The organism is Microbacterium sp. 2MCAF23 (assembly GCF_052115565.1).
Lineage (GTDB): Bacteria > Actinomycetota > Actinomycetes > Actinomycetales > Microbacteriaceae > Microbacterium.
The window spans coordinates 222,161-234,829 of record NZ_JBFRGY010000004.1; the positions used below are offsets into that span (position 1 = coordinate 222,161).

A 12,669-nucleotide genomic window follows, 5' to 3' on the forward strand; every position below is an offset into this window, starting at 1 on the left:
CCTCCGGATCAGGCCGTGGCCTCGATGCGCGGGAACAGCGGCGCGAGCGTCTGCACGGTGGTGCCCGCCGGCAGCTGGCCCCAGCGTCCCGCCTCGCGCAGCGGCTGCGCCGTGAGCGCGCCGAGGCCGCTCTCGGCCCCGAGAGCGTTCCAGAGCTTCGCGGTCGACTGCGGCATCACCGGCGACAGCAGCACGGCGAGCGCGCGCAGACCCTCCGCGCAGGTGTACAGCACGGTGCCGAGGCGCTCGCGCTGCTCCTCGTCCTTCGCCAGTGCCCAGGGCTCGTTCTCCGTGATGTAGCCGTTGAGCGCGTCGACGATGGTCCACACGTCGGCGATGGCCTCGTCGATGCGGAATCGCTCGACGGCAGCGTCCGCATCGGCGGCGGCCTTCGCGACGAGCTGCTGCACCGCGAGGTCCTGCGCCGTGTACTCCCCTGCCGCGGGCACGACGCCGTCGAAGTAGCGCTCGATCATCGCGATCGTGCGCGAGGCGAGGTTGCCGAAGCCGTTCGCCAGCTCGGCCTGGTAGCGCGCCGACAGATCCTCCCAGGAGAAGGATCCGTCCTGCCCGAAGGCGATCGCGGAGAGGAAGTAGAACCGGTACGCGTCGGATCCGAACACGTCGGTGATCTCGGTCGGGGCGATACCGGTGAGCTTCGACTTCGACATCTTCTCGCCGCCGACGAGCAGCCAGCCATGCGCGAAGACGCCCTTCGGCACCTCGAGGCCCGCAGCCATGAGCATGGCCGGCCAGATCACGGCATGGAAGCGCAGGATGTCCTTGCCGACCACGTGGTAGGCGGGCCAGCGGCGATCGAATTCCGCCGACCCGGTTGCTGAGCCTGTCGAAGCACCGTATCCGACCGCGGTGACGTAATTCAGGAGCGCGTCCACCCACACGTAGATGACGTGCGAGGTGTCCCACGGCAGCGGGATGCCCCAGTCGAACGTGGAACGCGAGATGGACAGATCCTTCAGCCCCTGCGAGACGAACGAGACGACCTCGTTGCGCGCCGAGTCGGGGCGCACGAAGTCGGGCTCGGTCTTGTACAGCTCCAGCAGACGGTCCTGGAATTCGCTGAGCTTGAAGAAGTAGTTCTTCTCCTGCAGCAGCTCGAGCGGCTTGGAATGGATCGCGCAGACCTTGAGGCCCTCGAAGGGACCGGTGCCGTCGACGATCTCGGACTCGGGCTTGAACTCCTCACAGCCCACGCAGTACAGCGCCTCGTACTCGCCGGCGTAGATGTAGCCCGCGTCATAGAGCTTCTGGAAGAAGACCTGCACGTTGGTCTCGTGCCGCTCCTGGGTGGTGCGGATGAAGTCGTCGTTCGCGACGTCGAGGGTCGTCAGCAGCGGGAACCAGCTCTCGCTGACGAGCTTGTCCACCCACTCCTGCGGGGTCACGCCGTTCGCCGCTGCCGCGCGCAGCATCTTCTGGCCGTGCTCGTCGGTGCCGGTGAGCATCCAGGTGTCGTCACCCGACTGGCGGTGCCAGCGCGCGAGGGTGTCCACGGCGACGCTGGTGTAGCCGTGCCCGATGTGGGGCACGTCCGACGGGTAGTAGATCGGCGTGGTGATGTAGAAGGACTCGCCTGCGGGCATGCGTTCGATTCTAGGCGGGATGCGAGGGCCGGTTCGGACGATGACGACGGCAGGCCCTCAGCACCGCTCGGCGATGATCGCGCCGTGCGGGCGCACGCTGCCGGCGGTGCCGGGCTCCCGTTCGCGGCGCTCGACGTCGGTCACCGCGAAGCCCGCATCCCGGAGAAGGACGCCCAGGGCTTCCGCGGACCAGTAGTACGCCGGGGCGACCGCGTGTGCGAACCGCTCCCGCGGCTCGCCGTCGAAGTAGCCGATCAGGATCCGGCCGCCGACCGCGAGCACGCGGGCGAGCTCGCCGAGCACCGCTGGCAGCTCGTCCGGCGGCAGATGGATGAGCGAATACCAGGCGAGCACTCCGCCGAAGGATCCGTCCGGGAAAGGCAGGTCACGGAACGACGCCGACTCGAATCGCACCCCGGGATGCCGCTCGCGGGCGGCGGTGAGGAGCTCCGCTGACAGGTCGACGCCGACGACATCGCGGCCGGATCCCGGTCGCGACCCCGGCTCGGCCAGGAACGCCGTCCACAGCCCCGGTCCGCATCCGGCGTCGAGCAACCCGCCCGCGGTCTCATCCCGCCACCGGCCGATCATCGCGACATCGGCGCATTCCATCTGGTCGATGCTCCCGATCAGCGCGATGTACTCCGCTGCGCGTGCGTCGTAGGCGGCGGCCACCGTCTCGTCATCCACGACGAGCATCCTGCCTCTCACGTGCCGTCTCACGGTGTTCGCCACCCGGTCGAGCGCGAAACCGGAAGAATCGTGAACACGATCGACCCCTCCGAGGAATACAGGATGTGAACAACGACAACACGGTGATCGCGAGATCGGTGACGGATCCGTCGGCTTTCGGCGAGATCTTCCACCGCTACGCAGGATCGGTGCACCGCTACGCGGCCCGACGGGCCGGTGACGTCGTCGCCGACGACGTCACGAGCGAGACCTTCCTGATCGCGTTCCAGCGCCGCGCCCGGTTCGACCCCGCACGGGAGGATGCCCGACCCTGGCTGTTCGGCATCGCGACGAACCTCATCCACCGCCACCGCATCGCCACCGCGCGCGTGCTGAAGGCGATGGAGCGCAGCGCGCCTGAGCCGGCGACGACACACCATCCCGACGAGGCGCTGGACGCGCAGCTCGCGGTCGGACGTCTCGCCGGGCGGATCCGCCGGCTCTCCGCCGGGGACCGCGACTGCCTGCTGCTGTTCGCCTGGGCCGAGCTCTCGTACGACGAGATCGCCGAAGCCCTGCACATCCCTGTCGGCACGGTGAAGTCGAGACTGAACCGCGCCCGGCGCCTGCTCCGCTCCACACCTGAGGAGGGTGAAAATGGACGACCTGACCTTGCTCCGCAGTCTGCGTGACGACGTCGCCGAGCCCGACGCGGTTCGACTCGCTCCCGCGTACCTGAAGCTCGAGACCGCGATCCACGCCGCCGAGAAGACGCCGGCGTCCCGCGCGCCGCGTCGTCGGCACCCGATCCGCTGGGCTGCCGTCGGCCTCACCGCCGCAGCCGCCGTCGCCGCGGCGGTCGTGGTGGGCGGCGTGCTCGCCCCGCCGCATCCGGAATCGGCGAGCGCCGCCGCGATCGTGCTGCGCAAGGCGGCGGCCGAGGCGATCACATATAGCGACCCTGCGGCGGGGCCGGGGCAGTACCTGAAGTTCCACATCCGGGCGGACTGGGCCGGCTACCAGGGCGGGGGCGACGGAACGACCACGCGGATGCCCTCGAACATCCAGAACATCGACGTCTACATCCCGTCCGACGCGGGCGCCGACTGGGCGCTGTACCGGGACTGGGAGCACGGGGAGGCCGGCGACAGCGGTTTCAAGACCGAGACTATCCACGCGCCACGCGGTGAGTTCTACGGCGGCCCCTGGGCGCGCCAGGATCTGAGCGCGATCCCGACCGGATCCGGGGCGGAGACGCTTGCGTACTTCGATGCGCAGTACCAGGGCGGATCGGCGAGCCGCGAAGAGGACGACTTCGTCCGGATCACCGACATCCTGCGCTACTACCCGGTGCCGGCCACGCTCAGGGCCCGCATGTTCGAGGCGCTCGCTCTCATCCCCGGCACCACGTCGACCGACGGCGTCGCGAACCTCGACGGCCAGATCGGCGTCGCGATCGGGCGCAACGAACCGCAGCGGTCGGGCGAGCGCCAGGAGATCATCATCGACCCGAGCACGGGTCAGGTCATCGGCGAACGACGTTTCTACCCGGCGGGCACGGTGTCGGCCGGCGAGGAGCAGACCGCCCTGACCGCGATGTCCACGACGGTGGTCGACACCGTGCCGCCGGCGACCACGCCGGCGCGCGACGAGAACGGCTGACCGGCGATGCGCCCGACACTCAGCCCCGCCGCCCTGACGCTGCCCCCGACGATCAGCGTGCCCGTGCCACTCGCCGCCGTGCCGCCGTCGCCGCCGCTCCCGCGACGGTGACACGACGACAGGATCCGGTGCTTCTCGAGGCACCGGATCCTGTCGCGTGCACGGGAACATCGCGTCCACAAGCCGTGCTCTCGGCGGCAGGCCGTGCTCTCGGCGGGCGAGCGCGACGGCGGATCCAGAGGCGGCGCGTCCCGGCGGCGGCAGGTCGCAGCGCGCGCCAACGCGAGGCCGGCCTCAGCGCGCGGCGAGCGCCGCCTGGTACAGATCCCGCGAGCCGAGGCCCGTGGCGGCGGCGACCTCGGCGCACGCGTCCTTGAGGCGCACACCCGAGGCGACCAGCGCCTGCACCTGGGCCAGCGCATCCTCCGGCGAGACCACTCGTGGCGCGGCTCCCTCCACGACCACCACGATCTCGCCCTTCACGCCCTCCGCCGCCCATGCGGCGAGCTCGGCGGCGCCGCCGCGGCGCACTTCCTCGTAGAGCTTGGTCAGCTCGCGGCACACCGCCACGCGCCGGGAAGCGCCGAACGCCGCGGCCATGTCGCCCAGGGTCGCGGCTAGCCGCGACGGCGACTCGAAGAACACCATCGTGCGGGGTTCGGCGGCGAGCGCTTTCAACGCCGAGCGGCGCTCCCCCGGCTTGCGCGGCAGGAAACCCTCGAACGTGAACCGGTCGGTGGGAAGGCCCGACACGGCGAGGGCCGTGACCACCGCGCTCGGGCCGGGGATCACCGTCACCGTCACGCCGCGCTCGGCGGCTGCGGCGACCAGCCCGTAGCCGGGATCGCTCACCGTCGGCATGCCGGCATCGCTGAGCACCACGAGATCCTCGGTCTCGGCCGCCTCGGCGAGCTCGGCGGCCTTGGCCTTCTCGTTGTGATCGTGCAGCGCGATGAGCCTCGGCCGGTTCGCGATGCCGAGTCCCTGCAGCAGCCGCTGGGTGGTGCGGGTGTCCTCGGCGGCGATGATCGTCGCGTTCTCCAGCACCTCGATGAGCCGGCGGGACGCGTCGCCCAGGTTTCCGATCGGAGTGGCCGCGAGGATGATCACCCGCCCCAGCATAGGCTGAGCGGGTGACCGCGCCTCTGCTGCCCGGCGTCGACGCCCGGCACGACGACCGTCCCACTGCCTGGGAGCGGTTGCGCGATGCCTGGCTCGGCGATCCGGTCCGGCTCCGACTCGTGTCCTGGCTTGCGCCGCTGCTCGTCACGCTCCTGGCGGCAGTGCTGCGCATCGCAGGGCTCGGGCATCCGCACGCGATCGTGTTCGACGAGACCTACTACGTCAAGGACGCCTGGTCGCTGTGGGTGCAGGGCTACGAGGGAACCTGGCGCACCGGGGCGAACGACCTGTTCGTGAAGGGCGATACGAGCGCGCTCGAGGAATCCGCCTCCTTCGTCGTGCACCCGCCCCTCGGCAAGTGGCTGATCGCGCTCGGCATCGCGGCCTTCGGCCCCGGATCCAGCTTCGGCTGGCGCATCTCGACGGCCATCATCGGCACGCTCACCGTGCTCGTCGTCTACCTGCTCGCCAAGGCCCTCACCCGCTCGGTCACGGTCGCGAGCCTGGCGGGCCTGCTCATGGCCGTCGACGGGCTCGGCATCGTGCTCAGCCGGATCGGGCTGCTGGACGGGATCCTCACCTTCTTCATCGTGCTCGGGATCCTGTTCCTCGTGTACGACCGGCGCCAGACGATGCCACGGCTCGAGGATCGCGCCTCCCACGAGCGCGGCGATGACCCGACGCTCTGGGGCCGCGTGTTCTGGCGCCGCCCGTGGGTGATCGCCGCGGGGTTGGCCCTGGGGGCCGCGACCTCGGTGAAGTGGTCCGGCGCGTACGTGCTCGCCGCGGCCGGGATCTACCTCGTCGTCACCGATGCACTCGCCCGCCGCCGCGCGGGTGTCGCACTCTGGCCCACGGATGCCGTCCTCCGGCAGGGCCTCGCGAGCTTCGTGCTGCTCGTGCCGGTGGCGGCGGCCGTGTATCTGGCCTCCTGGAGCGGCTGGTTCCTCACCAAGGGCGGTTACGACCGGAACATCACGGACAACGCGCTCACGTCGTGGTTCAAGTACCACTCCGACATCCTGGCGTTCCACGTCGGGCTGACCTCCTCGCACCCCTATGCGAGCCCGGCATGGCAGTGGCCCCTGCTGATCCGCCCCACCGCGTTCTGGGTGGGCGGGCAGAACGCGCCGTGCTTCGGCACGGATCACTGCATCGGCACGATCACCTCGATCCCGAACCCGCTCATCTGGTACCTCGGCGTCGCAGCATCCGTCTACCTGCTGGTGCGGTTCGTGCGCGGACTGGTGCTGCGCTCCCCCATGCCGTGGAGCTACGCGATCCCGCTGGTGGGCCTCGCGGCGACCTACCTGCCGTGGCTGGCATTCCCCGAGCGCACGATCTTCCAGTTCTACACGGTCGTGATGACGCCCTTCCTGATCCTCGCGCTCGTGCTCGCGCTGCGGGACATCGCCGGGCACCGGAGCGCTCCGCGGCACCGCCGGCAGTCCGGCCAGCGCACCGTCGCGATCGTCGTGGTGATGATCGTGCTGCTGAGCGCGTTCTTCTACCCGCTGTGGATCGGTCTGCCCGTGCCGTGGTGGTTCTGGCAGGCCCATAACTGGATGATCACCTGGATCTGACATGCGCATCCTCGACACCATCGACGAATCACTGATCGCGCAGCTGCGCGATCAGGAGGAGTTCTTCTGGCTCGACCTGGTCTCCCCCTCCGCGGACGAGATCCAGCGGCTCGGCACCCTGCTCGGCTGGCATCCGCTCTCGATCGAGGACACCCAGCGGATGGGCCAGCGCCCCAAGCTCGACGTCTACGGCGACGGAGCGCTCCTCGTGCTGCAGGGCGCCGTCGAGCGGCACCCCGAGGATGAGAACGACCACCCGCTGGAGGAGGTGCACTGCCACCTCAGCGGCGAGTTCATCGTCACCGTGCACTCCGAACGCTTCCAGGATCTTCGCCAGGTGCGCACGCTGCTGCAGAACTCCACGGCCCCCAAGACCGAGCGCTACTACGTCTACAAGATCGTCGACGTGATCGTGGACAGCTATTTCCCGATCCTCAGCGACCTGGACGAGGAGATCAACGCCCTCGAGGACGCGATCGTTGCGGGAGGCGGGCGCAAGGAGCTGCAACAGACCTTCGGTCTCAAACGACTGCTGCTGAAGCTGCGCCGGGTCGTCGTCCCGATGCGCGACCTGTTCGCCCGGCAGGCCGAGGTGATCACGGATCTGGCCGGGTTGGAGGCGGACAGCCACGACTACTTCCGCGACATCTACGACCACCTCATCCGGATCACGGACGAGATCGACGGCTACCACGAGATGGTGTCGGGCTGCACCGACCTGTATCTCTCGACGGTCGCGAACCGCCAGGGCGAGACGTCGAAGCAGCTCGCGATCATCGCGTCGATCTTCCTGCCGCTGAGCTTCCTCACGGGCTTCTTCGGCATGAACTTCGACTGGTCGATCGCGCACGTGCTGTCCGGCCCGTGGTCGTTCTTCCTGCTCGGCATCGGATCCATGGTCGTCTCGGGCGCGATCATGTGGTGGTGGTTCCGCCGCAAGGGCTGGACCGGGAACGACGAGTAGGGCTCAGCCTCGGGCGGCGTGCTCCACGAGCGGCAGCACCCGGCCGCTGAAGTGCGTGCGCATCGCGATCGAGCTCGCGGTGCGGGCGACGCCGGGCACCAGGGCGATCCGGTCCAGCACCCCCTGCAGTTGCTCGGCGCTGTGCGCGACGAGGCGCAGCTGCATGTCGCTCGCGCCGGTGACCGTGTACATGTCGACGACCTCCGGGATCGCCGACGCCAGCGCCTCCGCGACCTCGTCGTGGCCGACCTTCTGATCGATCTCCACCTGGCAGAACGCGGTCAGCGCGTATCCGAAGCCGCGCGGATCGATGCGCGGCACGATGCCCTCGATGACGCCGTTCTCGTGCAGCCGCGCGAGACGGCTGGTGACGGTGCCACGGGCCACGCCCAGCCGCCGCGCGCATTCGAGCACGGGCAGCTGCGGCGCGTCTGTGAGCAGCCGGATCAGGGCCGCGTCGAGGGCATCGATGCGCATCGTCAGCCCCGGAACACGTCGTCCGCGCCGTCCTTGAGGACGCCGGGGCGGGACAGGCCCCGGGTGGCCCGGGCGAGCACCACGAGCACCACGGTGAGGCCGATGGTCAGCAGCAGCTGGGTGCGCGCACCCTCGTTGAGCATCGTGAGCAGGATGATCGCGCCCAGCAGCACGAGCGTCAGCACCGACAGCCACGGGAAGCCCCACATCCGCATCGGCAGCGGTGTGCCCTCGGCGTCGGCCCGGCGGCGCAGGATCAGCTGCGTGATCGCCGTCGCCGTCCACATGACCAGCAGGGTGGATCCCACCACGTTCAGCAGCGTGGGCAGCACCTGCTCGGGCCAGATCCAATTCAGGATCACCGTGACGAAGCTGAACGCCACCGAGGCCAGCACCGCCACGCGGGGCACGCCTGCCGTGCTCGTGCGGGTGAGCGCCAGCGGTGCGAGCCCGCGCTCGCCGAGCGAGAACGCCATGCGCGAGGCGCCGTAGATGTTCGCGTTCATGGCCGACAGCAGCGCCACGATGACGATGAGGTCCATTACGAGTCCCACCCCGGGGATCTTGAGCGTGTCCAGCACGGCGGAGAACGGACCGGCGAGCACCTCCTTGGAGTTCCACGGGAGCACGGTGACGATCACGAAGATGGATCCGACGTAGAACACCAGGATCCGCACCATCACCTGGCGCACGATCCGGCTGATGTTGCGCGAAGGGTCGTCCGACTCCGCCGCCGCGATCGCGACGACCTCGGTGCCCCCGAACGCGAACACGACGATCAGCAGGGCGCCCGCGATGCCGGCGATGCCCGTGGGGGCGAAGCCGCCCTGATCGACGAGATTGCCGACGCCGGTCGCCGGCACGCCGGGGATCAGGCCGACGATCGCGAGCACGCCGACGACGAGGAAGGCGATGATGGCGGCGACCTTGATCGCGGCGAACCAGAACTCGAACCGGCCGTAGTTGCGCACGCCGAGCAGGTTCACGATCGTGAGCGCGAGCACGAACAGCAGCACCCACGCCCACTCCGGAAGGCCCGGGAAGCGATGCGCGACGATGCCCGCGGCGCCCGTGGCCTCGGCGGCGATGACGACGACGAGCTGGATCCAGTACAGCCAGCCCACGGCGCTGCCGACGCTGCGGCCCATGGCCTTCTGCGCGTACGAGCTGAATGCGCCCGAGGACGGGTTGGCGGCGACCATCTCGGCGAGCATCGCCATGACGAGCACCACGATCGTGCCGGCCACGAGATAGGACACGATCACCGCGGGCCCTGCGATGCCGATCGCCTGGCCGGAGCCGACGAACAGTCCCGCGCCGATCGCGCCGCCGAGCCCCATCATGGAGATCTGCCGACGGGTGAGCCCGGGGTGCAGGCCCTTCGTGGTGGTCGTCGTCAGGGGTACTTCGATGGTCATGCGGTCGCCTCCTCGCGAACGGCAGCGGTGGGGTGAGCGGGGTTCGCGGTGGCGAGGGCCGCCGCGACGCGGTCGATGTCCAGGGCGGATCCGGCGGAGACGCGCACGCCCTCGCCGGGGAACGTGCGGGCGACGACGCTGCCCGCGTGCAGGAGCTCATCGAGCTCGACGGCGCGCTCCCCCGCCGGCACCCAGACGAAGTTCGCCTCGGAGGGCACGGCGGGCCATCCCGCGTCGAAGAGCACCCCGAGCAGGCGGTCGCGCTGCTCAGCGACCTCCGCGATGCGCACGGCGAGCTCATCCTGCGCGTCGAGCGAGGCGACGGCGGCGGCCTGAGCCAAGTCGGTCACGCCGAACGGCACGGCGACCTTGCGCTGGGCGGCCGCGATCCCGGCGGGCGCGATGGCGTAGCCGATCCGCAGGCCGGCGAGCCCGTAGGCCTTGGAGAACGTGTGCAGCACTGCGACATGCGGGTAGCGGCGGAACAGCTCGAGGCCGGCGCCGCGCTCCGGATCGGTCGCGGTCGGGTGCTCGGCGAAGTACGGCGACCCGTCGAAGTGCACATAGGCCTCATCGATCACCACGAGCACGTCGCGGGGTACTGCGGCCACGAAGCGCTCGAGCTCCTCGGGCCCGACGACGGTGCCGGTCGGGTTGTTCGGGTTGCACACGAAGATCAGGCGCGTGCGGTCGGTGATCGCGGCGAGCATCGCGTCGAGGTCGTGCCGGTGCTCCGCGTCGAGCGGGACCATCACCGGGGTCGCCCCTGCGATCCGGACCAACGACGGGTAGGCCTCGAACGACCGCCAGGCGAACATGACCTCGTCGCCCTCGCCGGCCGTGGCGTGGATGAGCTGCGACGCGAGCTCGACGGAACCTGCGCCGACCGTCACCAGTTCCGGCTCGACGCCGTAGCGCTCGGCGAGGCGGCCGATGATCTCAGGCGCCGCCATCTGCGGATAGCGATGGATGGATCCGAGCCGTTCGGCGATCGCGGAGACCACGGACGGCAGAGGCGGGTGCGGGGACTCGTTCGAGGACAGCTTCGAGGCGCCGTCCGGGGCGGATCGTCCCTGCTTGTAGGCCGGCACGGCGTCCAAGCGGGCGTTGGTCGGCGGAGTGGCCGGGGGCGTGGTGACAGGGAGGGTCATCGTCGAGGGCGTCCTTGCTGCGGTTCGTTCGGGCCGGTGGGAGGCGCGTCGGCGGCGGGGCCGCAGCGGCGACGTCGCCGGGGATCCGGGCCACTGTATCCGTGGCCACGATCGCTGGACAAACGGATCAGCAAGACCTGCGCACGTCGCACAGTCTGCCGAGCCCCGGTGCCGTACGCCTGGTCAGAATGTACAGCAGTCGCGGATTCGACGCTCAGCGCGCGACAGGGACGAGTGCGGGATCCGACACCGGCAGCCGGCAGACGAAGCCGCGGCAGTCGTGCACGACGCCGTCGACGCCGTCGCGCTCGTCGAAGAGGGCGAAGCCGGCCGCGGCGAAAGCCCGCACCTGCTGCGGAGCCAGCACCGCGGTGAGATCGGCCTCGGCGGAGCGCGCGGCGATCGCGAGCGCCCCGCGCGGCTCCGAGGTCACCGCGACGATCTGCCGTGGCGGCCGAGCGAGCCCCGCCGCCACACGCAGGAGCGAGCCGGATCCGAACGGCTGCCGCATCGCCTGCGCTGCCCGCGCCGAGACCAGGGCTGCGGCCCGCTCGCGGTGCTGCTCCCCCGCCCCGAGCCGCCAGGCGGTCAACTCGGCCGCCGCCCGCGCAGACGTGCCGGACGGCAGGTCGCCGTCGCCGCCGTCCGCGGCGGCGGGGATCGCATGCGCGGCGAGCACCGGATCGGCCGCCGCGTCGGCGTCGAGCACCTCCAGTCCGCGCGTCGCCCAGCGCACATCGCCCGTCGCGAGAGCGAGGGCGAACAGCCCGTTCGCAAGCAGCCCGAGGTCGGCGTCCGTGGCGACAGCCGCCGCGGGCACCCCGTCCAAGGACGTGCGCACGAGGCGCCCGGCCGCGTCGCGGTTCACGGCCAGCACGGTCTCCGCGGCGTGGACGCCCGCGTCGATCCAGGACTGCTCGCCGAGCGCGGCGCCGGCGCGGGCCAGCGCGGCGATCGCGAGCCCGTTCCAGCCCGTGATGACCTTGCCGTCGACCGCCGGCGGCTGCAGCCTCTCCCGCTCGGCCACCGGGCGGCGGTAGTAGCCGCCCTCGCTGCGCTGCCCGTCGATCACGGACTCGGAGTCCTGCGCGGCACCGAACCCGCCCTCGGCGCGCTGCAGCACAGTGAGCAGGAAATGCGCGATGCCGCGCGCCACGTCCGCGCGCCCGGCGTCGATGGCCACATCCAGCAGCTGGGCGTTGTCGGTGAGCATCCGCTCGTAGTGCGGCACCGCCCAGTCCTGCTGCGTGGCGTAGCGGAAGAAGCCGCCGTCCTCGTCGCACAGCTCCGAGGTGGCCATCGCGTCGAGCGCACGCGCGACGACATCGGTGCGTCCCTGCGCCTGCAGGAAGCGCAGCGTCGTGGCGACCGGGAACTTCGGCGCCGTGCCGAACCCGCCGTGCCGGCGGTCCTCTCGCGCCACGATCTCGTTCGCGGCCGCCGTCAGCGCGGCCTCATCGGGCACCGGCGAGGGATCCGCCGACTCCGACGACTCCAGCGCTTCGGCGACCGCGCCGGCCAGCCCCTCCACCTCGGCACGGCGCTCGGTCCAGGCCTCGCGCACGGCGGCGAGCACGGTGCCGAACGCCGGGAGCTGTCCCCGAGCCACGGGCGGGAAGTACGTGCCGGCGTGGAAGGCCCGCCCGGACAGCGTGGCGAAGACGGTGAGCGGCCAGCCCAGATCCTGCGTGAACGCGGAGGCCGCCGCCATGTACGCGGTGTCGACCTGGGGATGCTCCTCGCGGTCCACCTTGATCGACACGAATCCGCGGTTGAGCTGTTCCGCCGTAGCCGGATCCTGGAACGACTCCCGCGCCATGACATGGCACCAGTGGCACGTGGAGTATCCGATCGAGATCAGCACCGGGACGTCGCGGCGCGCGGCCTCGGCGAACGCCTCCTCCCCCCACGGGTACCAGTCGACGGGGTTGTCGGCATGCGCGCGCAGATAGGGGCTGCCGGTGCCGGCGAGGCGATTGCTCATGGCCTCACGCTACGCCGGGCCGGCTCCCGGAA

At 70.7% G+C, this 12,669-nt stretch carries 11 protein-coding genes; 4 read left to right on the forward strand and 7 right to left on the reverse strand.

All coding sequences use genetic code 11. The features are described 5' to 3' along the window. Window positions 1–8 precede the first annotated feature (8 nt). Together metG and AB4078_RS05765 are read right to left on the reverse strand one after the other, a co-directional pair. On the reverse strand, window positions 9–1,604 hold the full coding sequence (gene metG, locus AB4078_RS05760) for a methionine--tRNA ligase (protein WP_441976312.1): 1,596 nt from the start codon (window positions 1,602–1,604) through the stop codon (window positions 9–11). Window positions 1,605–1,661: 57 nt separating this feature from the next. Beyond that, window positions 1,662–2,294, reverse strand: coding sequence for a class I SAM-dependent methyltransferase (locus tag AB4078_RS05765; RefSeq protein WP_441976313.1), 633 nt, complete (start codon window positions 2,292–2,294; stop codon window positions 1,662–1,664). 107 nt (window positions 2,295–2,401) lie between these two features. Here AB4078_RS05765 and AB4078_RS05770 point away from each other — a divergent pair, with 107 nt between their 5' ends. Both AB4078_RS05770 and AB4078_RS05775 read left to right on the forward strand, forming a co-directional pair. Beyond that, complete coding sequence (locus AB4078_RS05770) at window positions 2,402–2,968, forward strand: RNA polymerase sigma factor (RefSeq protein ID WP_440734633.1); 567 nt, start codon at window positions 2,402–2,404, stop codon at window positions 2,966–2,968. Then, on the forward strand, window positions 2,934–3,938 hold the full coding sequence (locus tag AB4078_RS05775; RefSeq protein WP_441976314.1) for a CU044_5270 family protein: 1,005 nt from the start codon (window positions 2,934–2,936) through the stop codon (window positions 3,936–3,938). Before AB4078_RS05770 ends, AB4078_RS05775 begins: the two co-directional genes overlap by 35 nt. Window positions 3,939–4,232: 294 nt before the next feature. Here AB4078_RS05775 and rsmI read toward each other — a convergent pair whose 3' ends face one another. Next, window positions 4,233–5,048, reverse strand: coding sequence for a 16S rRNA (cytidine(1402)-2'-O)-methyltransferase (rsmI, locus tag AB4078_RS05780; protein ID WP_441976315.1), 816 nt, complete (start codon window positions 5,046–5,048; stop codon window positions 4,233–4,235). Between the two features lie 23 nt (window positions 5,049–5,071). Here rsmI and AB4078_RS05785 point away from each other — a divergent pair, with 23 nt between their 5' ends. Both AB4078_RS05785 and corA read left to right on the forward strand, forming a co-directional pair. Continuing rightward, the gene (locus tag AB4078_RS05785; RefSeq protein WP_441976316.1) at window positions 5,072–6,643 is read left to right on the forward strand and encodes a dolichyl-phosphate-mannose--protein mannosyltransferase; all 1,572 of its coding nucleotides are present in this window, start codon (window positions 5,072–5,074) and stop codon (window positions 6,641–6,643) included. Between the two features lies 1 nt (window position 6,644). After that, window positions 6,645–7,607, forward strand: a complete 963-nt coding sequence (gene corA / locus AB4078_RS05790) for a magnesium/cobalt transporter CorA (protein WP_441976317.1) — start codon at window positions 6,645–6,647, stop codon at window positions 7,605–7,607. Window positions 7,608–7,610: 3 nt separating this feature from the next. Here the strand turns inward: corA and AB4078_RS05795 are convergent, their stop codons facing one another. The 4 genes from AB4078_RS05795 to AB4078_RS05810 all read right to left on the reverse strand — a co-directional run bounded on the left by AB4078_RS05795 (window position 7,611) and on the right by AB4078_RS05810 (window position 12,637). Beyond that, window positions 7,611–8,084 carry an Lrp/AsnC family transcriptional regulator gene (locus AB4078_RS05795; protein WP_441976318.1) on the reverse strand — a complete coding sequence of 158 codons (474 nt, stop codon included), beginning with the start codon at window positions 8,082–8,084 and terminating at the stop codon, window positions 7,611–7,613. Window positions 8,085–8,086: 2 nt separating this feature from the next. Next, window positions 8,087–9,502, reverse strand: a complete 1,416-nt coding sequence (locus AB4078_RS05800) for an amino acid permease (RefSeq protein ID WP_441976319.1) — start codon at window positions 9,500–9,502, stop codon at window positions 8,087–8,089. Beyond that, entirely contained in the window at window positions 9,499–10,653 is a 1,155-nt protein-coding gene (locus AB4078_RS05805) for a histidinol-phosphate transaminase (protein WP_441976320.1), read from the reverse strand. Before AB4078_RS05805 ends, AB4078_RS05800 begins: the two co-directional genes overlap by 4 nt. Window positions 10,654–10,867: 214 nt before the next feature. Then, a complete protein-coding gene (locus tag AB4078_RS05810) occupies window positions 10,868–12,637 on the reverse strand; it encodes a thioredoxin domain-containing protein (protein ID WP_441976321.1) in 1,770 nt (589 codons plus the stop codon). Window positions 12,638–12,669: the final 32 nt, after the last annotated feature.

Excerpts from the sequence above, each read along its gene's own strand:
- metG (WP_441976312.1), bottom strand. The coding sequence starts at position 1,604 with ATGCCCGCAGGCGAGTCCTTCTACATCACCACGCCGATCTACTACCCG.
- AB4078_RS05775 (WP_441976314.1), top strand. The coding sequence starts at position 2,934 with ATGGACGACCTGACCTTGCTCCGCAGTCTGCGTGACGACGTCGCCGAG.
- corA (WP_441976317.1), top strand. The coding sequence starts at position 6,645 with ATGCGCATCCTCGACACCATCGACGAATCACTGATCGCGCAGCTGCGC.
- AB4078_RS05795 (WP_441976318.1), bottom strand. The coding sequence starts at position 8,084 with ATGCGCATCGATGCCCTCGACGCGGCCCTGATCCGGCTGCTCACAGAC.
- AB4078_RS05800 (WP_441976319.1), bottom strand. The coding sequence starts at position 9,502 with ATGACCATCGAAGTACCCCTGACGACGACCACCACGAAGGGCCTGCAC.
- AB4078_RS05805 (WP_441976320.1), bottom strand. The coding sequence starts at position 10,653 with ATGACCCTCCCTGTCACCACGCCCCCGGCCACTCCGCCGACCAACGCC.
- AB4078_RS05810 (WP_441976321.1), bottom strand. The coding sequence starts at position 12,637 with ATGAGCAATCGCCTCGCCGGCACCGGCAGCCCCTATCTGCGCGCGCAT.